This is a genomic window from Sphingobium lignivorans, from assembly GCF_014203955.1.
In the GTDB taxonomy this organism is placed as follows: domain Bacteria; phylum Pseudomonadota; class Alphaproteobacteria; order Sphingomonadales; family Sphingomonadaceae; genus Sphingobium; species Sphingobium lignivorans.
Genome location: NZ_JACHKA010000001.1, coordinates 1008635 through 1028318 on the forward strand (window position 1 = coordinate 1008635; position 19684 = coordinate 1028318).

19 protein-coding genes are annotated in these 19684 nt (G+C 65.0%); 8 read left to right on the plus strand and 11 right to left on the minus strand.

Annotated elements, in window-relative coordinates; genetic code table 11:
- Positions 1–20 precede the first annotated feature (20 nt).
- The 6 genes from hglS to HNP60_RS04740 form a co-directional block, all read right to left on the minus strand.
- Complete coding sequence (hglS, locus tag HNP60_RS04715; RefSeq protein ID WP_184150803.1) at positions 21–1403, minus strand: 2-oxoadipate dioxygenase/decarboxylase HglS; 1383 nt, start codon at positions 1401–1403, stop codon at positions 21–23.
- Positions 1400–2692, minus strand: a complete 1293-nt coding sequence (locus HNP60_RS04720; RefSeq protein WP_184150806.1) for an N-succinylarginine dihydrolase — start codon at positions 2690–2692, stop codon at positions 1400–1402. The genes hglS and HNP60_RS04720 overlap by 4 nt, the downstream gene beginning before the upstream one ends.
- A gap of 54 nt (positions 2693–2746) precedes the next feature.
- Positions 2747–4165: a succinylglutamate-semialdehyde dehydrogenase gene (gene astD, locus HNP60_RS04725; protein ID WP_184150809.1), complete on the minus strand. Its 1419-nt coding sequence runs from the start codon at positions 4163–4165 to the stop codon at positions 2747–2749.
- A gap of 15 nt (positions 4166–4180) precedes the next feature.
- The gene (locus tag HNP60_RS04730) at positions 4181–5218 is read right to left on the minus strand and encodes an arginine N-succinyltransferase (RefSeq protein WP_184150813.1); all 1038 of its coding nucleotides are present in this window, start codon (positions 5216–5218) and stop codon (positions 4181–4183) included.
- Entirely contained in the window at positions 5215–6468 is a 1254-nt protein-coding gene (locus HNP60_RS04735; RefSeq protein ID WP_184150816.1) for a hydrolase, read from the minus strand. Before HNP60_RS04735 ends, HNP60_RS04730 begins: the two co-directional genes overlap by 4 nt.
- An 80-nt stretch (positions 6469–6548) precedes the next feature.
- Positions 6549–7868 (minus strand): MFS transporter, encoded by a 1320-nt coding sequence (locus HNP60_RS04740; RefSeq protein ID WP_184150819.1) that lies wholly within the window; start codon positions 7866–7868, stop codon positions 6549–6551.
- A 202-nt stretch (positions 7869–8070) separates the two neighbouring features.
- On the opposite strand from HNP60_RS04740, the gene HNP60_RS04745 reads away from it, so the two are divergent.
- Positions 8071–8853 carry a CmcJ/NvfI family oxidoreductase gene (locus HNP60_RS04745; RefSeq protein WP_184150822.1) on the plus strand — a complete coding sequence of 261 codons (783 nt, stop codon included), beginning with the start codon at positions 8071–8073 and terminating at the stop codon, positions 8851–8853.
- Positions 8854–9156: 303 nt separating this feature from the next.
- Here the strand turns inward: HNP60_RS04745 and HNP60_RS19860 are convergent, their stop codons facing one another.
- A complete protein-coding gene (locus HNP60_RS19860) occupies positions 9157–9288 on the minus strand; it encodes a hypothetical protein (protein ID WP_014075323.1) in 132 nt (43 codons plus the stop codon).
- Between the two features lie 208 nt (positions 9289–9496).
- Between HNP60_RS19860 and HNP60_RS04750 the strand changes: the two genes are divergently transcribed.
- The gene (locus HNP60_RS04750) at positions 9497–9952 is read left to right on the plus strand and encodes a nuclear transport factor 2 family protein (protein ID WP_184150825.1); all 456 of its coding nucleotides are present in this window, start codon (positions 9497–9499) and stop codon (positions 9950–9952) included.
- A 154-nt stretch (positions 9953–10106) separates the two neighbouring features.
- Positions 10107–10796, plus strand: coding sequence for a GntR family transcriptional regulator (locus HNP60_RS04755; protein WP_014075325.1), 690 nt, complete (start codon positions 10107–10109; stop codon positions 10794–10796).
- 45 nt (positions 10797–10841) lie between these two features.
- Here the strand turns inward: HNP60_RS04755 and HNP60_RS04760 are convergent, their stop codons facing one another.
- Together HNP60_RS04760 and HNP60_RS04765 are read right to left on the minus strand one after the other, a co-directional pair.
- On the minus strand, positions 10842–11375 hold the full coding sequence (locus HNP60_RS04760; protein ID WP_184150828.1) for a hypothetical protein: 534 nt from the start codon (positions 11373–11375) through the stop codon (positions 10842–10844).
- A 619-nt stretch (positions 11376–11994) separates the two neighbouring features.
- Entirely contained in the window at positions 11995–12429 is a 435-nt protein-coding gene (locus HNP60_RS04765; protein ID WP_184150831.1) for a hypothetical protein, read from the minus strand.
- A gap of 369 nt (positions 12430–12798) precedes the next feature.
- On the opposite strand from HNP60_RS04765, the gene HNP60_RS04770 reads away from it, so the two are divergent.
- Positions 12799–13590, plus strand: a complete 792-nt coding sequence (locus HNP60_RS04770; protein WP_014075328.1) for a response regulator — start codon at positions 12799–12801, stop codon at positions 13588–13590.
- A 24-nt stretch (positions 13591–13614) separates the two neighbouring features.
- On the opposite strand, the gene HNP60_RS04775 is transcribed toward HNP60_RS04770, so the two are convergent.
- On the minus strand, positions 13615–15162 hold the full coding sequence (locus tag HNP60_RS04775; protein ID WP_184150851.1) for a CHASE domain-containing protein: 1548 nt from the start codon (positions 15160–15162) through the stop codon (positions 13615–13617).
- Positions 15163–15359: 197 nt separating this feature from the next.
- Between HNP60_RS04775 and HNP60_RS04780 the strand changes: the two genes are divergently transcribed.
- The 4 genes from HNP60_RS04780 to HNP60_RS04795 all read left to right on the plus strand — a co-directional run bounded on the left by HNP60_RS04780 (position 15360) and on the right by HNP60_RS04795 (position 17199).
- Complete coding sequence (locus tag HNP60_RS04780; RefSeq protein ID WP_184150854.1) at positions 15360–15863, plus strand: Dps family protein; 504 nt, start codon at positions 15360–15362, stop codon at positions 15861–15863.
- A 3-nt stretch (positions 15864–15866) separates the two neighbouring features.
- Complete coding sequence (locus HNP60_RS20155; protein ID WP_338056691.1) at positions 15867–16148, plus strand: NepR family anti-sigma factor; 282 nt, start codon at positions 15867–15869, stop codon at positions 16146–16148.
- Positions 16135–16722, plus strand: coding sequence for a sigma-70 family RNA polymerase sigma factor (locus HNP60_RS04790; RefSeq protein WP_014075332.1), 588 nt, complete (start codon positions 16135–16137; stop codon positions 16720–16722). The genes HNP60_RS20155 and HNP60_RS04790 overlap by 14 nt, the downstream gene beginning before the upstream one ends.
- A gap of 87 nt (positions 16723–16809) precedes the next feature.
- Positions 16810–17199 carry a response regulator gene (locus HNP60_RS04795; RefSeq protein ID WP_184050319.1) on the plus strand — a complete coding sequence of 130 codons (390 nt, stop codon included), beginning with the start codon at positions 16810–16812 and terminating at the stop codon, positions 17197–17199.
- An 85-nt stretch (positions 17200–17284) separates the two neighbouring features.
- Here the strand turns inward: HNP60_RS04795 and HNP60_RS04800 are convergent, their stop codons facing one another.
- A complete protein-coding gene (locus tag HNP60_RS04800; protein ID WP_184150860.1) occupies positions 17285–19588 on the minus strand; it encodes an EAL domain-containing protein in 2304 nt (767 codons plus the stop codon).
- Positions 19589–19684: the final 96 nt, after the last annotated feature.

Below are 19684 nucleotides of genomic sequence, written 5' to 3' on the forward strand. Positions count from 1 at the left end.
ATGACGTTGCGCGCTGGGCCTCACTTCCCCGGCGTGCCAGCGCCCTCAGGGATTGGCTTCTCCAGCGCGTCGAGCGAATCCTGCTCTTGATCGAGGTAGAGGCCGAACGGATCGAGGCAGCTGGCGCCGAGCGCCGCTTCGAAGCCCGCCTGTGACGACTGTGCGGCGAGCTCGCTTTCCGCTGCGCCGCTCAGGTTCGATCGGAAGATGCCGGCCGCGCTGATGGGCAGGAAGTCCTCATAAGTGATCGGCGTGGCGACCAGATGGCCGGCCTCCACCAGAGCTTCGGGCGATCCGGCCGGCAATGGGCCTTCGCCCAGGGCCGGGGAGCGGGCATAAGTGAAATAAGCCAGGCCGTGCCGGCGGATCGTTTCGAGATCGTCAGGGAAGCGCGCGAAAGCAGCGGCGAGGCGCGCCTGATAATCGCCCGCATCGGCGCGGGCCGCCTCCACATCCGCAAGAATCTCGTCATAAAGCGCGCGCCCGGCCGGCGTCAGCGCGATGCCGCGCTGCTCGATCTCGCCGAAACGGGCCGTGTGGGCGCCCTGCACCGCATCGTCTCCTTCGCGGAACAGGATCGGCTCCTCCAGTGCCTGAAAGCTGGTCTGCCGCAGCAGGATCGGCACGTCGCGGCGTGGCGGCCCCTCGATCAGCGGCTTGGCACGAATACCACGCGCGACCATCTCGGCCTGCACGGCATCGATGTCGAGTGCGCGCGGCGTCAGATGATTGATATGGGGGCCGCGGAAGCAGACGATATCGGCGATCAGGCGATGCGTGTCGTGAAAGGCGCGATAGGTCGCGTGGTCCACCAGCGCTTCGCCATGCCAGCGAAAGGTCTCGAGTGCTTCCAGGACGAACGCCTCGGCATCTTCCGCCGTCAGGCCGCCATCCGCCTCGAACCGCTCGATCATCATCAGCGCGCCATCGGTGACGATACGGCGCCGGGCGAGGATCTCGCCGGCGCGGTCGCGCAGCGCCGGGTCCGCGATGAGGTCGATGCGCAGCAGCGAACAGAATATCCGGAACGCGCAGCGCGAGAGCGCGGCATTGTCGATCGGACGAAAGGCGGTGGAGTGCACCGGCAGGCCAGCCGCGGCCAGATCGTAATAGCCGACCGGCACCATGCCCATGACCGCGAACAGGCGGCGCATGAGCGCGAGTTCCGCTGCCGTGCCCACCCGGATGGCGCCATGACGCTCGGCATTGAGCCGATCCAGTTCGCCATTGGCGCTCAGAGCAGCGCGCAGGGCGGGATCGGCCGCCAGCACCTGCTCGTTCGTGGTGGAAACGATGTCCAGCAAATCACCGTAAAGTGGTACTTCCTGGCGATACATGCGGGACATCGCATCCGAGAAGGCCAGCCGGATGTCGTCGGCCGGAACGAAATGGGAAGCAGTCATGTCAGAGGCTCCTCAAGCGCGTCGAGCAGAGTGGTCCGGGCATGTTCGATGGCGTTCCAGGTCTGCGGGAGCGCCAGATCGGGCAGGGAAAGCTGCGCGGGCCAGTGCGCCGTAATAATCCGCTCGAGACGGTCGGCGCTTCGCTCGTCGAGCAGATGAGCAGGGTGGACAGCGCGTTCGGCCTGCGCGGACAGCAGCACGCGCAGTCGCAGGCAAGCGGGACCGCCGCCATTATGCATGGACTCGCGCACGTCGACGAACCGCACGCCATGGATGGGGCCATTGGCGCCGACATTGGCGTCGATCCATGTCTTGACCGAGACTGTCTCCGCGCATTCCATCGGGACGACGAGCGTGCGGCTGCCATCCGGCAAGGTGACCAGCTGCGAGTTGAACAGATAGGATGCAATGGCATCCTCCAGCGACACCTCGTTCGCCGCGACTTCCAGGATCACCACATCCGGGCAGCGCGCCTCGATGGCGCCATAGAGGGCGGCCTTGTCGGCAAAGGCATGTTCATGGGCGAACAGGATGTTCTCATGCGCCACGGCCACGACATCGTTGTGAAAGGCCCCTGCCGCGATGGCACGCGGGGATTGCTGGACGATGAGGCCATCCTCCACGCCATGGGCGCGGAAGATTGCGCGGCAGGCTTCGGCTGACTGGCGGGCCGGGAAGGGACCGCCCGGCTCTCCATAGACCATGATCTCGATGCCCGGATCATGAGCGGGTGCCGCCAGCCGCATGAAGTTGGCCGCGCCTTCGTCGCCAAAGCGCCCGGGAATGGGACCGTGCACGGCGAAGAAGCGGGGATCGGCGAAGATGCGGCGCAGCTGCGCCAGCGTCTCGGGCCATTCATGGCTGCGATGCGCCATGGTGGAGAGATTGGCCGGCGTGAAATGAACGCGCCCGTCGGCGGTGTCCGGCGCGGGGGACACGGTTGCGGCGTTGGCGGCCCACATGGGTGAAGCGCTGGTCGCCTGCACGAACAGCAGTGGCTCCTCCGCCCAGGCCTTCGCGCAGACCTGATGATCGCTGCCGTCGAAGCCGAAGCGGCGCAGCCAGCCGACATCGGGGCGCTCATGCGGAAGGAAGAAGCCCTGTCCCAGCCCCAGCGAAAGCATGAGCCGCATCTTGGCGAGACCCTCCAGCGCCGCCTGCCGGGGGCGGGAAACCTGCCCGGCATGCATGGTCGCTGCGAGATTGCCAAGGCTGAGCCCGGCATAATTATGGCTGGGGCCGATCAGGCCATCGAAGTTGACTTCGCGAAAGGGAGGCGGCGCCGTCACGTTTTCAGGCACCTGATCGACCGGAGGGGAAGGGCGAGCCTTGCCGGAGCATGTTCACCCCTTCAGCCCCACACCGAGCGTACCCTCGATGGCGGCGGCTTCCATCCCCGCGACGGGCCATGCGCAATAATCGGCTGCATAATAAGCGCTCGGCCGCAGGTTGCCGCTGTCCCCAGCGCCGCCGAATGGCTGGGCCGAGCTGGCGCCGTTGGTCGGCCGGTTCCAGTTGACGACGCCGGCCCGGGTCTGCGTGCGGAACCTGTCGAACAGCGCACGCGTTCCGCCCAGCATCGCGGCGGACAGGCCGAAGCGCGTCGCATTGGCACGCGCGACGGCGGCATCGAAATCCGTCTCCCGGTAGAGCTGCACGACGGGGCCGAAAATCTCCTCGTCCGGCGCACCCTCGATGCCGGTCATGTCGATCAGGGCCGGTGTCAGGAACGGCAGATCGGGCGCGCGGCGGAGCAGCGGGCGGATCGGTTGCCCGCCCAGCGCCAGCAGGTCGGCGACACGGCGCTCGACCATGTCCGCTGCGCGATTGTCCACCACCGGCCCCATGAAGGGTTGCGGCTCGTCGAATGGCGCGCCCACGATCAACCGGTCGAGCGTTTCCGCGATCCGCGGGATCAAAGTGCCGGCAAGGCTCTCCTGCACGATCAGCCGGCGCGCGCAAGTGCAGCGCTGCCCGGCGGAGAGCCAGCCGGACTGGACGATGAGCGCGACGGCAGCTTCGATGCCATCCGCCGGCAGATCCCAGACCAGCAGCGGGTTGTTGCCGCCCATCTCGAGCGCGAGGATACGCCCCGGTGTCTCCGCGAACTGGCGGGCGAGAAGCTTGCCGGTGGTCGAGCTGCCGGTGAACAGCAGTCCGTTGGTGCCGGGGTGGCTCGCCAGCGCCTTGCCGGTCTCGCCATCGCCCTGCACGATCTCCAGCACGCCTTCGGGCAGGCCCGCCTCACGCCAGAGTTCGCCGGTGAGCTGCGCCGTTGCGGGGGCCAGTTCGCTCGGCTTGAAGACGACGCTATTTCCCGCGAGCAGGGCGGGCACGATATGGCCGTTGGGCAGGTGCGCCGGGAAATTATAGGGGCCAAGCACGGCAAGGACGCCATGCGCGCGATGCCGCACCGCCTGCGTCACCCCGTTGGCGTCGATGAGTGTCTCGCCCGCCCTGTCCGCCTGCGCGGTGATGGAAATCTCGACCTTGGCAGCGACGCTGGCCGCTTCCGTCCGGGTTTCCCACAAGGGCTTACCCGTCTCGCGGGAAATGATGCGCGCCACGTCCTCCGCCCGCGCCTTCACGCGCGCGGCATAGGCCCGCAGGATAGCGATACGCTCCTCGATCGGTCGCGTTTCCCACACCGGTTGCGCGGCGCGGGCGCGCGCAACGGCGGCATCGACGGCCGCCGCATCACTGACGGGGCCACGCCAGACGACGGTTCCGGTGCAGGGATCGGTGGAAACAAGCTCACGCATGTCGATGATCTCCCGTCACGGCGTCGGCACGTAAAGCGCGAAATCGCCTTCGCGCAGGCGCCCGAGCTTCATGCAGTCGGGCGGCAGGCACAAGGTCTCTCCCTCGTCACGCGTGCGGCCTTTCCCGCGCCATGCCCGGAAGTCGAGCAGCCGCCCCGTGGCAAGCAGCATGCGCGTGGCGCCCTCGCCATCCGCCTCATCGGTCTGGATCATCGCGCTCGCGCTGTCCTTCACGGTGCGCAGGTCGCCCACCTGAGCCCGCATGGTCGGGCCGGCGTCGAACAGGTCCACATAGCCATCATGGCGGAAACCCTCCGCTTCCAGCAGTCGCATGGCGGCGGCCCCGCTCTTGTGCGGCTTGCCGATGGCGTTCTGCGCCTCTTCGGAAAGCAGGATGGTGTAGATGGGATATTTGGGCATCAGGTCGGCGATGAACTGGTTGCCGTTCAGGGCATGGAAGCGGTCCGCCTCCGCGAATTCCAGATTGAAGAAGCGCTTCGTGAGCCCTTCCCAGAAGGGCGAATAGCCTTCCGGCTCCTGAAAGCCGCGAAGCTCGGTCAGCACCTGCTCGCCGAAGCGTTCGCGATGCAGCGCCATGAACATGTAGCGGCTGCGCGCCAGCAGCACCCCCAGCCCCGAGCGCCGCAGCGCGGGAACGAGGAACAGGCCACCCACTTCGCTCGCCCCGGCAAAGTCGTTCACGAGGTTGAGGACATTGGTGGTGACGATGCGCTCGAGCTGGCGGCTGTACTGGGAGAGGCGCGTGATCTTGTAGCTGTAGAAGGGCTTCTTGGTACCGACGCTGGAGAAGATGAGCGCGGTGCCGCCGATCTCGCCGGTGGCCGCGTTCTCGAGCACGAACATGTAGAGCTCATCATCCGGTCCGCTGCTCAGATCTGCCTCGAAAGCCCGCTGGCTGCGCTCCAGGCGCAGACGCAGGGCGTCGCGGTCATGGGGAAGGTTGGTGAAGCCCGGGCCGGTCTGGCCGGCCAGATCATATACCGCGTCGAGATCCTCCACGGTCGCCGGACGAACGAGCCAGCCTTCGGTCATGCAATCTCCCCCTTGAGGCCGAGCGCGGCATCGAGCCGCCCTTCGGCAATGCGCAATATCGTGATAGCGGCGAGCGCGGCGCGTTCGCTCAGCGAGTCGACGATGAGAAATTCGTCCGCCGTGTGGATGCTCCCGCCGCGCACGCCCATCGTGTCGACCACCACCACATTCTCGGCCGCGATGTTGTTGCCATCGCATACGCCGCCACTGGGCTGCCAGTCGATAGGGAGGCCAAGGTCCGCGCCCGCATCGCGCACGAGCATGAACAGCGCCTCGTGCCGTGCATCGAAGGGCTTGGGCGGACGAGCAAAACCGCCGGACAGGCTGATGGTGACCTCATGCTCCCGCGCGATTGAGGCGATGATCTCCCCCATGGCATGGTCGGCCTTCTGCTGGGCCTCCAGGTCCAGCGGACGCATGTTCCAGCTCAGCATCGCCTTGTCGGGCACCACATTGTTCGCGCCCCCGCCGCTCAGCCGCGCGACATTGACCGTGAGACCGGGAATGCTGCGCTTCAGGGCATCCAGCCGCAGGGCGAGATCGGCCGCGGCGACGAGCGCGTTGCGCCCATCCTGCGGATTGCGCCCGGCATGGGCGGATCGTCCGGCGAGTGCGGCGAGGAAATTGCCGCTTCCGCGCCGCGCGCTCGCAAGGCGGCCTTCCGGTGTTACCGAGGGCTCGAAGGTCATGCCGATCTGACAGCGCCGCGCCACCTCGCGCAGCAGGGCCGCGGAGCCGAGCGAGGCGACTTCCTCGTCCGCGTTCACCACGACATCCCAGCCGAGGCCGGGAATGGCGTTCGTTGCCTCCAGGGCCACCAGGGCCTCGATCATGACGATGAGCCCGCCCTTCATGTCCGCCGTGCCGGGGCCGTTCATCGTGCTCGCATCGAGCATCCGGCAGGACTGGAATGGATGGTCGGGCGGAAACACCGTATCCATGTGCCCGGTCAGGATCATCCGCCGGTTCGCCGCCGGGCGCTTGCGGGCGAGCAGATTCGCGCCATGGGGCACGGGCACCTGCGTGCCGTCCTCGGCCAGTGTCGTCACCGGGTCCGGTTCGCATGTCTCCACGCTGTCGGCAATCGGCGAGAGAGCATCGGCGATGCGGGCGCGCATCTGTGCCAGTCCATCGAGATTGCGACTGCCGGAGTTGATCTGCGCCCACGCCACGACCTGCGCGGCCATGGCGCTCTGTCGATCCCGGATCGCTGCGACAAGATGGGTTTCGGGCGTCGAGAGTCCGGCCATCGGCTCTTCTTAGACCAAGTTCTTCGGGCGGGCTAGGGTAGGCGGCGTCACCGCAGCGAGGTCGGTCCGCGCAGCACCGTTCACGCGCTCGCGGAGGGATAGCGTCGCGCCGTCGAGAAGATGATGGCCGCCAGCACCGCCGGAATGGCGAGCAACACGCAGATCAGCGGTTTGCCCAGTCCGGCAGCAAGCAGATAACCGGCCGTCAGCGGGCCGAAGATCGAGCCAACCCGGCCGACCGTGCTGGCGATGCCGAGGCCAGTCGCCCGCAGTTGAGGCGGGAACGCATAAGCGATGGTCAGCCAGCAACCGCAGGCGGAACCGAACAACATGGCGCCGAGCAGAAGGGCGTTGCCCACGAGGAGGGGTAGGACAGGTGGCAGAAGTCCGAACAGAATGATCATCGCCGCCATGCCACAGAGCGTGACGACGGTGAGCCGCTTCACGCCCACGCGCCCGGCGATCCACCCGGCCACAAGTCCGCCCGCGATGCCGCCGACCGAAACATAGATGGAGTAGGAAATGCCGGCGGCAGTCGAGAGGCCCAGCTCGGTCACCCATTTGGTCGCCCAGTTGATGATGAAATAGAAGGAAAACATGTTGAGCGGATGCGCGATGCACAGGAGGAGCAGCTGCCCGCGATGCTCGGGCGTGGAAATCTCCCGGATCGACGCCGCGCCGTCATGGGCGCTTGCCGCGACCGGCGGCAGAACCTCGAGCGGCGGCAGTCGGAGGCGCTTGAGGACGCGGTTGGTCTTCGCCAGCGCGCCGCGGGGCTGGCGGGTCAGCAGGAAATCGAGCGATTCGGGGAGCCACAGCCAGGCGACGGGCAGCAGGATCGCCGAAAGCATGCCGCCGACCCAGAAGATGCCGCGCCAGCCGAATTCGTCCAGCACCGCGATGGCGACGAAACCCCCGATGATGGTGCCGACCGGATAGGCGGAAGCGACCGCGCTGGGCGCGAATTCGCGGCGCTTGTCCGATGCATATTCCATGGCGATGGCGCCGGCCGTGCTCGTCATGCCGCCAATCCCGATGCCGGTCACGAAACGTGACACCGCCATGCCCCAGTAGCCGTGGCTGAGCGCCGCGCCGAACATGCCGGCGCTCATCAGCACGAGGCAGAACAGGATGGCCGGGCGCCGCCCCTTGGTATCCGCGACCGGCGAGACGCCGAGCGCGCCGATCGCCATGCCGGCCAGGCTGAAGCTCAGCAATTCCCCCAGTGCGTCCGGCCCGAGCGCCCATTCGTCGGCCAGCACGGGGGCAGCCATGGCAAGTGCGAGGATGTCATAGCCATCCACCATGTTGATGCAGACCGGAATGAGGATCATCAGCCACTGGACGGGAAGCATGGGCCGTGCGCCGAGCGCCCTGCGCGGATCATAGTTGGTCGCCATCCTCATCCCTCCGGACGCTTGCGCGCGCGTCCGCCGCGTCGTTTTCGCCACGCTATGGTGGGGCCGCAGCGAATTCAATCGGCCTCCGCCGCATCTTGTTGACGCTGAGCGAACTGGGCGCGTCCCTCTGTTGCGCGCGTCGTTTGATGAGCATTAGAAGCTTTGCCGAACGGAGAGGAGCAACGGGACCATGGACCCGGTAATGGCCAGGCTGAATTATGTGGTTCGCGGCGAGAGTGCGGTGTTCAATGCCGCCAATCGCGCGGAAAGCTACTGGCCGAAGGAAGAGCATGTCGTGCCGATCCACGATGTGCGGCCGCTTGCAGACCAGCTGTCCTTCGATCGCAACGGCTTCCTACTCGTGCGGGAGGAATCCGCCGTTGCCGCCGCGCCGACCGATGAGGAGAAGAAGGCCGTCTTCGCGCAGGAAGCTGTCGCGCTCATCACGCGGCTGACCGGCGCGGCCAGGGTCGTGACTTTCGGCACGATGCTGCGCACCGACGCGCGGGAAGCTGGCGACGGCAATCTGCCGGCCTTCGGCGCGCATGTGGATTATGGCGCGCGCACAGTGCGCGATTTTACACTGGACCTGATGCCGCAGGAGGAAGCGGAACGGCGCCTTGCCGGCCGGCACATGCTCATCAACATCTGGCGCCCGCTGCGCATGGTCGAACGATCGCCTCTGGCGCTGTGCGATGCCAGCACGGTGCGACCCGAGGATCTGTTCCCGAGCGAGGTCCGCGGCGGGCTGGGCGATGCGCGCCGCCGTTCGCTCTGGGGCTTCAACCTTGCCTATAATCCCGAACATCGCTGGTATTACGCACCGCGCATGCAGCCGGATGAAGCCTTCGTCTTCCGCCTGTTCGATTCCAATCCCGATGCGGTGCAGTGGACCGGCCACAGCGCGTTCGAAGATCCTGCCTCGCCGCCCGATGCGCCGCCGCGCCAGAGCATCGAAATCCGCACGATCGCTTATCTGGACTGACGCATGAGCGGACCGGCTCGGTCAGGGCACGGGAATAAATTCCAGCCCGAATGAACGTCGGTTCTCAGGCGCCCTTGATGCGGAGTGAGCGGCAGGAATGAGGTGGAGAGCGGCCGTAGCCCTCTCCCCTTCAGGGGAGAGGGTTGGGAGAGGGGAGGTCGCACGCTGACAAGCCTCCGTTTCTCTCCCCTCAAGGGGAGAAAGAGCAACAGCAGCAATGGCGTCGCATCCGGAAGATCTGATATTCGCTTGAAATGCCTAGATAGCGGCGTCTTTATCGATCCGGAAATCTGTCCACGCTGTCTAGAGAACATCCCCGAACATCAGCCAGAGCATCACGAACCAGGCGATGAGCCCCGCGATGCCGATGATGATGTGCAGGCGCGCGCGCAGCCAGTGGAGCGGGCCGGTCGGGTCTTCATCCTCATCGTTCATTCCAGGGCGATAGTGGAAAGCGGGGCGGGGGCGCAATGCGCCTCTCGCCGCGCCTGTTCCAACCGGGCGATCGGCAGGCTTCGCCGCTATGGACAGACCGCTGCGCGCAACTGTCGCTTCCGCTGAGGGCAAGACGGTAGGCCCGCCGACTGGCAGGCGCGGGACAGACGGGCCTTGCGGCCCCGGCCAGACAAAGGGGAGGCGATCCGTGACCCATGACAACCTGCTGAAACTCAATGCAGAGCTCGCGCTCCAGCTTGCCGATTACTGGCACGAGATCGATACCAATGGCGGCCGGAACGCATCGGCTTACTATACCGAGGATGCGGTGTTCCACGGCCAGTTCGCGTCCTACGAAGGCGTCGCCAAGATCCAGCAATTCTACGACTGGCGCGTTGCTCAGGGGCCGCGCCTCGCCGTACATGGCTTCAGCAATTTCCGTGCATGGTTCACGGGCGAGGATACGGCCGAGGCGACGAACTATCTGTATCTCTACGCCGCCAACGGGGTGAAGCCTCTGCCCACTCATGCACCCATCACCATTTCGCTCGCCACGGACAAGTATCGCAAGGTGGGCGAGCGCTGGCTGTGCACCTATCGGCGCTTCGAACACCTGTTCGAAGGCGATACGCCGATCACGAATCCCAATCTCGACGAGAAATAGGCACTGGCCTCTCCTGGCCGGCTGCCGCTGCCGGGCGCATGGCGGCCGCGCCAGGATTGCCGGGTCTGCAATGCGCGCCGGGCGCGGGGGCTTGCGTGCGCCTGCGCGACCCGACATCATTTGATCCATCCACGAGGCGAGCGGACGAGCGACGATGGCGAGCCAGGTGACGGGAGGGGGCGAAGACGCGGACGATCGGCGGTTGCCGCGTTCGCAAGGCTTCGTCGAGGAAGTGCTGAACATCATCCGCTCAGATATCATGTCCCTGCGTATCCGTCCGGACAGCCGCATATCGATCGACCAGCTCGCCCGCGACCTGGGTGTTTCCCAGACGCCGATCCGGGAAGCTCTTTCGATGCTGGAAGCGATGGGGCTGGTCACCAAGCGGCGCTATTCGGGCTATTGCAGCACGCCCCAGCTCAGCCGCCGGCAGCTTGACGAACTGTATGAAGTTCGCGCGCTGCTGGAGCCCTATGCGGCGCGCCGCGCGGCGCAGCGGATGACGCAGGACGCCGCCCTGCGCCTGCGCCAGCTTTCCGGCGCGATGGGCCCCGACAGGGCGTCACAATCCTATGACGATTTCGCGCGCCTCGATTCCGAGCTGCACGATGCGGTCGCCGCCGCCAGTGGTAACGACCTCATCCAGGAAGCGCTCGCCCGCCTGCACGCGCATTTTCATGTCTTTCGCCTCCGCCGCCACAGCGAAGTGACGAGGGAAGCCTTTCTGGAGCATGAGATGCTGGTGGAAGCCCTCGCCGCGGGCGATGCCGAAGGGGCCGAGCAGGCCATGCGCGAGCATATCCGGAAATCATATGATCGGCTGATCGCCTTCGCCCGGGAATGACCGGAGCGTCGCAGGGCCGCGATATTCGCGGTGGCAGTTTGCAGTTTATCGCTGTGTGCGCCCCGCACGGGTCATTCCGCCCAGCGCCTTGGCGGGAGCACGCAGCCAGTTCAGCAGATCGCCCTCGGAGAGCAGCAGCGGCGTGGTCCCGCTTTCGTCCTCCTCCGTCACGATGGAAAAGCGGGGTTTCTGCCGGCCATCGGCAACCCACAGGGCGGCCGCGCATGTGATGTGATCGTTCAGTGGCGTCACCCAGCGGTGAGTCCATATTTCGCCGTCCCGCACCGGCACCGAGTAGCGGGTAAGGGGAACGATGCAGCGCCGCTGCGCCAGCCGGCGCAGCGATCGGGATGACTTTCCGAGTTCGCTCAGGCGTACCGTGGAATCGATGAGGATCTCGTCGCTGCCCGCGGCATCGGGCTTTCCCCATTGCATCCAGTCGAACGCAAGAACACCCTCCGGACCGTCATAAAGCACCAGTCCCATGCCGCCCGGAAGCGTGAGCCGATCCTTGGGCAAGCTGTCCGGCGGCGTCGCATCGGGCACGATCTGGTCGAAACGCGCCTGCTCATAGCTCAATATGGGTTCGATACGCCGCGCGGCCCGAAACAGGAGGGGTTCGGCCGCAGCAAGGTCGGCGCCGGCCGGGTCACCAAAGGGGAGTGGTAATTGCGCGGGTCGGAGGAGCGGCGATGTAGCCTGGGCGCTTGCGCGCGGTGGGCGCAGTCGCTTCGTCAGCCGTCCCGCAAGCGAGGCGGGCGCGGCGCGCGATCCCGGGCTGTCCAGGTCCGTCGCGTTGAAGTCTTCGAAACCCAGTCGCAACATCACTATCGGACTGCGGCGTCTTGGAATTCCCTGCGCGAGCATGCCCTTCTGAATGAACGCCCACTTCCCATTGGCAGCTCTCCCCGCATGGCGCGGCGGATGCAGCCAACTGCTTCCTCATCCATCATGCGACCCCCCTGGCGCTCGTTATGGAGCGCTACCCAATATCCCGTTAATCTATGTGGGTATCCGATCGCAAGGACGGAAGGGGAAACAGCGTGATTTCGGTGTCCCGCTGTGGATCGCCTTCAGGAATGGGGATCTGGCACCTTCAGGCCAGCAGCATAAAATAGCCGGAAGATGCCAGATCGCGGGCCTTCAACGAGCGGCGAGCATTGTGGTTCCAGTGCGATCTTGGACTTTTTCAGAAGTCTTATGCTTCGTCAGACGAATGTTCGCTGTCCGCGTCCGCGTCTTCCCGCGCACCGGCCTGCCAGCGCATCGCCGCATATCCCAGAGTGAGCGCACCGGCCGCGATGGCCGCTGTCAGCACGGGATTGCGCCGCACGAAGCGAGCGGCCTGATGAACCACCGGCACGGCGCCCAGCGTCGCCAGACCCGATTTCGCTTTTGCCTTCGCTTCGCTCGCGGCATCGCTGGCAGCGCTCGGCGTGGCGTCGCGGATCGATTTCGCCATGGATCGGGAGGTCGAGAGGGCGAAGCTGGCGATGGCCTGGCCTGCCTTCTCGGCGGCCTCCGCCGCTGCGGGAATGCTCGCGACCCTCAGATCATGTGCTTTGCTGCGCACAAGATCATAAGCATCACGGCCATTTGCGTGGGGAACGATTTTCAGGGCTGGGCGGCTCATATCCATCTCCATGCGAGTTACGTCTCCCGATGGAAACGGCGCTCGGCATGCATGGTTCCGTCCAGACTTCGGGGCGGCCAGCGCTTGTAAGGGTTTGCAGGGAGAGGAAGAAGTGGCCGGTTCCCACACTTTGGGGGGGTGAGGAGGGTCGGGGAACCGGCCAGGTGGCAATTGGCATTTCGGGGGCAGGTGAATGCCAATTGACGTGGTCGAAACGCGCCTGCCAAGCCCCGGTTCCCGGACCATGAAAAAATAAAACTGTTGTCGCATGTGGCCGTACCCTCTTAATTTCGCGCGGTCGCGGGGGACGCCCCCCGCCGCGTCGGCGTGCCCTTTTGCGACGCCGGCCAATGAATGGAGGTCCAGAATATGGCTCTTTCGGATCTGATCGCGCGGCAGCTTCCCTATCTGCGGCGTTATGCCCGCGTGTTGACGGGTTCGCAGTCGCTGGGTGACGGGTTCGTGCGTGAATTGCTCGAGGCCGCGCTTGTCGATGCCGACCTGCGCGAAAGCATCTCCAGCTCGCGCGTCGGCCTTTTTTCCGCTTTTACCAAAATCTATGCGTCGGCCGGAGCCGAGCTCGCCGTCGAGGGCAGCGGCTCGGAAGAGGTGGCGACAGTGGCAAGCCGTCTCGAACTGGTGACGCCGCTGGCGCGACAGGCGCTTCTGCTCAGCTCCATCGAGGATTTTTCCTCCGAGGAAATCGCCGAGATCCTGGATTGCCCTGCGCAGGATGTTCCCGGGCTGATCGACGACGCGCTGTCAGAGATCGAGGCAGGCAGCCGGACGGACGTTCTCATTATCGAGGACGAACCTCTCATTGCCCTGCAGATCGAGGAAATCGTGACGTCGCTGGGCCACAATGTCGTGGGAACGGCCGCCACGCATGCTCAGGCGGTCAAGCTGTTCGATGCGCACCGGCCCAGTCTGGTGCTGGCGGACATCCAGCTCGCCGATGGAAGCTCGGGCATCGACGCCGTGAACGAAATCCTGGCGAAGTTCTCGGTGCCGGTGATCTTCATCACGGCTTTCCCGGAGCGCCTGCTCACCGGCGAGCGGCCGGAGCCGACTTACCTCATCACCAAGCCGTTCAGCGACGACTTCGTGCGGGCGACGATCGGTCAGGTGACCTTTTTCGGGTCGACCGCTCCGCTTCGCTGAAACTTCGTCCGTTCCGGCTCCGGTCTACTGCCGGAGTCGGAAGGACTTGGGCTTGCGTAGGGGAATGGCGAACTGGCAGCGCAAGCCACTCTCCGCAAATTCGATCGTGATCGGACTGCCCAGCTCCTGAGCCAGCGCGCGCTGGATGAGGTTGAGGCCGAAGCCACGCGATTTCGGCTCCGTCACTGCCGGGCCGCCGCTTTCCCGCCATGAGACCGCCACCAGATCCGAGCCGGCGATATGCCAGCTGATGTCGACGCGTCCGTCTTCCGTGGAGAGCGCGCCATAGCGGGTGGCATTGGTCAGCAGCTCGTGCAGCGCGAGCCCGATTGACAGCGCATCATTGGGCGAGATCAGGATGCTGGGGCCATCGATGTGGATGCGGCCGGCTTGCGCAGGCGAGCTGAGCTGCGCCTCGACCAGCCCCTTGAGATCCGTGGGGCCCCATTGCGCCCCATCGAGCAGGGAGTGGCTCGCGGCGAGGGCCCGCACTCGCTCGAGAAGATTGTCGGTGAAGCTGTTCAGGTCCGCCGCATTGCGCCGGGTCAGCGAAATGATCGAGGTGACGTTGGCCAGCGAGTTCTTCACCCGGTGATTGAGTTCGCGAACGAACGCGGCGCGTTCCGTCTCTCGTTCCGCCTGGGCCGACACAAGGGCCTCCAGATCCTCGTTGCGGCGCTGGACAAGGAGAATATAGGCCAGCAGCAGCAATGCGAACGAGATTCCGCCGACGAGCACGACGAGCGTCAGGGGGCCGAGTGATGTGCCCCCGGGCGGGTAATAGCGCAGCAGCCATTGCTGGTCGAAGACCGCAAGGCGCTGCTCTGCGGGCGATCCGAGAGAATGCCCGGTCTTGCCGGAGGTATAGATCAGCTCCTGCCCTTGCGAGGTGAGATCATAGATATCGACGCGGCCTTCCTCGGGCATGCGCGTCTCGACCGCGGCCGCAATGAACTCCCGGGTTCGGATGGGGCTGTAGACATAGCCCTTGAACCGATTCTCGGGTCCAAGCGTGCGGACGGGCATATAGACGAGGAAGCCCGGTGACTTGGCAGTGTTGCCGTCCTGAATGAGGTGCACCGGGTCGCTCGCGGCGACGGCATTGGTGCGGCGCGCGCGATCCATGGCGGCAGCGCGCCGCGCTTCGGAGTACATGTCGAAGCCGAGGGCTATTCGATTAGGCGGCGTTTCAGGCTGAAGCATCGTGATCACCTGAAGCAGGCGCGCGTCCCGCCGCGGCTTCGGATAGATGCGGAAGTCGATATGTCCCTGCTCGATCATCCGCCGTTCGACCTTCGCGACGTCACCGGGCATGATGGTCTCGGACCAGCCCATGCCAAGCACACCGGTCAAGTGTTTCGGTAACCGCAGGCGATCGACGAATTCCTGGAAAAAAGCCGGGGAGACGTCCATCGAACTCATGAAAAGCGCGCTGGTGGACTGCAGGTAGGCGCGCGTCGTCGCAGCCTGACGCTCGATCGCGCCCGCTATCTCTCCCGCCTGTACTTCAGCAGCGGCACGATTTGTGCGTTTCGTCGCCAGTTCGACGGACCATGCACTGGCCCCGACCAACAGGAGTACGATCAGAAAGACGGCAATCGGTGTGGCGCGTGGATATTCCCGCAGCCATCGGTCAAACCGACCCTTTGCCCATTCCCCAGGTTTCCAGCCCTTCATTTACCCCAACCATTTGATCCCTCCCGCCTGCTTTGGAACTCTTTCGGATGGAGATCGTTCCACTTTCCGTCCCGCCAACAGGAGAAGCCCCAATGGCAAATGCCGCACTGCAATCCAAGCCGAAGGAGCAATCTTTCGACACAGGAATCGATCGGGCGGGCATGGACGCCACGGCCGACGCGCTTGCGACAGCACTGGCAGACAGCTTCACCCTTTATCTGAAGACGCTCGGGGTTCACTGGAACATCGTCGGACCCAGCTTCTTCGGTCTCCATAAGCTGACGGAAGCTCAGTATGAGGATCTGGCCATCGCTATCGATGCGATCGCGGAGCGCATTCGCTCGCTGGGTCATCTGGCCCCGGCTGCCTTTGGCGATTTCGTCGAGCGCAGTGTCATCGAGAGCAAGACCACGCTCGCGAGCGCCGAGGATATGATCAGTGCGCTCATCAAGGATAATGAGGCGGTCGCGAAGCGCATGCGCAAGGCTGTTTCGGTCGCGGAGGATGCGGACGACGTGTTCACTGCGGACATGCTGACGGCCCGCATTGGCAAGCATGAAGAAAATGTGTGGATGCTCCGTGCGATCGCGTCCTGAGACGTGGGTCGTATCGCTGCGCAAGCATTTGAATTTGATAAGATAGAGGCTTTTTGTCAGACCGTGGAATCTCATCTCGACATTTTCCCTCATGAGGGTGCAAGAAGGGCTATGTCCAGCAAGCCGGATTCTCCTGATGGTGAGCCCCGGACCCCCAAATCCGGCAACAAGCCGGTTTGGGCGGACGGGCTTCGCCGGATGTATGATGAAGTCGTCGACGAAAAGCTTCCCGACGAATTCATCGATCTTTTGAAGCGGCTGGATCAGAGCAGTGAGCGGAGCTGATAAAGCGAAAGGCTTCGATTTTCGGGCCGAACTCACCGGGGTGATCCCCCACTTGCGCGCCTTTGCTCGCGGTCTGTGCGGCCGTCCGGATTTCGCGGACGATCTTGTGCAGGAAGCGTTGCTCAAGGCCTGGGCCGCGCGCGAGTCCTTCCAGCCGGGCACCAGCATCCGGAGCTGGACATTCGTGATCCTGCGCAATGTCTATCTCAGCGACGCGCGCCGCAATCGGTTCCGGGGCGACTATGACCCCGATCTTGCCGAGACGCTGCTCAGCCAGTCGGCGAGCCAGGAGGATGGGCTTCACATGGGCGACCTGCGATCGGCCATGATGCGCCTTTCTCCAGAACGGCGCGAGGCCTTGCTGCTCGTGGGCGCGGGCGGTTTCAGCTACGAGGAAGCCGCCGACATCGCGCAATGTGCGGTGGGCACGATGAAGAGCCGGGTAGCACGCGCACGCAGGAGCATCGAGGATATGCTCGGGGACAATCCCTCGGGCGGCGGCGGCAAGTCCCCTCCGCGCTCGGTGTCGCACCGGGAAATCCTGGACGACCTCGACAAGGTCGCCAATCTGTAGCTTTCGCCGGGGTGCATCGGCCCCGGCGAAGGAGCCTTCTTTGTCCTCGCCTGCATTTCCGTGGACGCGGCCGGCGTAAGCTGGCACATGCCGCGCATGAACCTGCGTACCAACGGGAGCGAAGAGCGCCCTGTCCCGAGCGTGGTCCTGATTGTCGAGGACAACGCCATCATCGCAATGAACACTGAGTCGTTGCTTCTCGACCTGGGCGTGGCGGATGTCCGCAGCGCTTCGAGCGTGACCGACGCCCTGGCGCTCATGGACGAAGTGGATTTCCAGTTCGCCATTCTCGATTTGCGACTCAGCGAGGATGAAACCAGCCTGCCGGTCGCCGAACGGCTCCTGAAGGCAGGCACGCCTTTCGTCTTCGCGACCGGTTTCGGGGAGGAGGCGGACATGCCGGCCGGTTTTTCACACGCCCCCATTCTCAAGAAGCCCTACGGGTTCGAGGATCTGTCGCGCGTCCTGCGCGGCTGAGTACAGAGGCAGGTCCAGCTTCTCTCGGGGGAGCGGCCTTCTGGCTCTGTTCGCCGGACAGGCCGAAGAGCGCAGCGTACGCCTTTTACGCGGCGTCCCTTGAATTACGCCGGGGGGCGGGAAGGCCGAGCTTGCGCAGGAAATCCTCCAGCGCCATCGGGCGGCCGATATGATAGCCCTGGATGATGTCGCACTCCATGCGGGCGAGCGCATCGAGGACATTCTGGTCCTCGACGCCTTCGGCCACAACCTGCATGTCGAGCTCGTGGGCGAGCTTGATGGTGGAGTTGATGAGCACGGCGTCGCTTCGACTGGTGAGCACCTGCCGGACGAAATTCTGGTCGATCTTCAGTTCCGAGGCCGGCAGGCGCTTGAGATAGGAGAGCGTTGACTGGCCGGTGCCATAATCGTCGATCGAGATGTGGACGCCGAGCGCGCGCAGCGCCTCCAGCTCGGCGATGCCCTGGTCGTCGGCCATGTTGGCGGATTCAGTGATTTCCAGCGTCAGCTTGTCGGCCGGCATGCCGTAAGTATCGAGGAGCACGCGCAGGGGCGCTTCCAGCCGGTTCTTGCCGAGCATGCGCATTGAGAGATTGACCGCGACCGACAAGCCCAGCGGTGCGAAATCGGCAATGGCCCGTTCGAGCACATAGAGCGTCAGCCGTTCGATCCGGCCCGCATCCTCGATGGCACGGACGAAACGGTCCGGCCGGATGAAGCCCCGTTCCGGGTGGCTCCAGCGGATGAGCGCCTCGGCGCCCGTGATCGCGCCGGCGTGGAGATCGAGCTTGGGCTGGTAGGCCACCCAGACGTCGCCGCGCTTCAGCGCCTGCTCGAACTCGTTCAGGATGGAGAGCTTCCAGAAGACCTCGTCATCATCGGTCTCATAGCGCTCCCACAACACGCCGCGATTGATCGCGTTGGTCGCGGCGAGCACGGCCTTGGGGAGAGCTTCCCCCACGGAAAGCGAGGGCTCGTCGCAGAAGCCTGCGTTGAGAGCGATGTCGACGGTCAGCTGGTCGACCTGCACGCCCGGGCCGAACAGCGCTTCCAGGCCTTCGAGGCTTCCCACGACCTCCGGCACCTGTTCCTCGCTGCGCCAGGCGAAGCTGTGATTGTCGATCTGGTAGATGCGTTCATGGCCGGCGGCGAGAATCAGGCGGTCGCGGATCTTGCCGAGCAGCTTGCCCTGCGCAGCGAAGCCGAGCAGCGCGGTCGTCTCCACATAATTGCGCAGGCAGACGACGACGGTCACGCCTTCTTCCCGCTCGTTGAGCTCCATCGCCGCCATGTTGGGCAGGCCCGCCTCCGCCGACTTGGTGATGCGATCGAGCATCGATTGCGCGGTGGCCAGCAAGATATGCGCGACCAGTCCCGCGCCGATCGCGATCGTGCCGGCGCCGATGTCCAGCCGGACGAGCGAGAGATGCTCGATGATGATCTGCCCGAGCGGGAAGGCGAGGATGCCCAGGGCCAGCACGAAGGAGCGGAAGAGCGCGGTCAGGGGGACGGCGGCGCAGACCAGCAGGAGTGCCGCAAAGAGAGCAGGCCAGTCGCCGAGATCGGTGGGCCTGCCGGCCAGCAGCGTTTCCGCCGCCACGGCCTGGATGTACATGCCCGCTACCTTGTTGTGATAAGGCACGCTGTACTGGTCGCCGATGCCGAAGGCGTCATAGCCCACCAGCACGGATTTGCCCTTGAAGAAGCCCTTGGGGAAATTGCCCGCGAGCACGTCGGCATAGGAGATATGCGGTATCCGCTCGGGCCAGTAGGACCAGTCGATGAGGAGCCGGCCCTCGTCGGGGAAGGTCGTCCCGGCGAGCGCTTGCGCGAGCACGGGCAAGGTTTCGCCCAGCACCGGCATGTTGAGCGGGATGCGGCGGTGGAACTGGTCCGGGTCGCTCTTCACCCAGATGCTCACCGGCGTGACGAAGGGCAGCAGCGCCGCCGTAGGCAGGGCCTGGTGAACGTCCCGGGTGTTCAGCCGGTTTTCCAGCAAGGTGGCGAGATAGATATCGCTATGGCTGCGCGAGAGCGCCCGGGCGAACAATTTGTCCTGCCGGAGGTCCGCCGCCGGCTGGTCGAAAATGATGTCGAAGGCGATGCGGCGCGCCCCGTCGCCATCGATGGCGTCGATCAGTTCCCCATGGCGGCTTCTGGGCCATGGCCATGTGCCCAAGGTCTTGATGCTCTGGGTGTCGATGGTGACGACGACCAAGTCCCCGCTCGGGGGCTTGGGAAGATGTTCGTAGCGCTTCTCGCGGACCTGATTGTCGAAATCGCGACCGGCGCCAGCCAGCGCCGCCGCAATGCCAACTAGGCATGCAGCGATCAGGACCAGGCTGCGGGCCGACCTCGTCAGGCCCGCAAGGAGGCGCAATCGAACCATCTTCCATACTCGGGGCGACACAGTCCGCCCACGATCCAGATTGCAGAAAACTATGAAGAACTTCTTCCCGGCCGCGGAAAATGAACGGATTTCGGA

Bases quoted from the DNA above. Each gene is read 5' to 3' on its own strand.
- HNP60_RS04795 (WP_184050319.1), top strand. From the start codon at position 16,810: ATGCCGCGCATGAACCTGCGTACCAACGGGAGCGAAGAGCGCCCTGTC.
- HNP60_RS04755 (WP_014075325.1), top strand. From the start codon at position 10,107: ATGGCGAGCCAGGTGACGGGAGGGGGCGAAGACGCGGACGATCGGCGG.
- HNP60_RS04765 (WP_184150831.1), bottom strand. From the start codon at position 12,429: ATGAGCCGCCCAGCCCTGAAAATCGTTCCCCACGCAAATGGCCGTGAT.
- HNP60_RS04745 (WP_184150822.1), top strand. From the start codon at position 8,071: ATGGCCAGGCTGAATTATGTGGTTCGCGGCGAGAGTGCGGTGTTCAAT.
- HNP60_RS04740 (WP_184150819.1), bottom strand. From the start codon at position 7,868: ATGGCGACCAACTATGATCCGCGCAGGGCGCTCGGCGCACGGCCCATG.
- hglS (WP_184150803.1), bottom strand. From the start codon at position 1,403: ATGACTGCTTCCCATTTCGTTCCGGCCGACGACATCCGGCTGGCCTTC.
- HNP60_RS04800 (WP_184150860.1), bottom strand. From the start codon at position 19,588: ATGGTTCGATTGCGCCTCCTTGCGGGCCTGACGAGGTCGGCCCGCAGC.
- HNP60_RS04780 (WP_184150854.1), top strand. From the start codon at position 15,360: ATGGCAAATGCCGCACTGCAATCCAAGCCGAAGGAGCAATCTTTCGAC.
- HNP60_RS04735 (WP_184150816.1), bottom strand. From the start codon at position 6,468: ATGGCCGGACTCTCGACGCCCGAAACCCATCTTGTCGCAGCGATCCGG.
- astD (WP_184150809.1), bottom strand. From the start codon at position 4,165: ATGCGTGAGCTTGTTTCCACCGATCCCTGCACCGGAACCGTCGTCTGG.
- HNP60_RS19860 (WP_014075323.1), bottom strand. From the start codon at position 9,288: ATGAACGATGAGGATGAAGACCCGACCGGCCCGCTCCACTGGCTGCGC.
- HNP60_RS04730 (WP_184150813.1), bottom strand. From the start codon at position 5,218: ATGACCGAAGGCTGGCTCGTTCGTCCGGCGACCGTGGAGGATCTCGAC.
- HNP60_RS04770 (WP_014075328.1), top strand. From the start codon at position 12,799: ATGGCTCTTTCGGATCTGATCGCGCGGCAGCTTCCCTATCTGCGGCGT.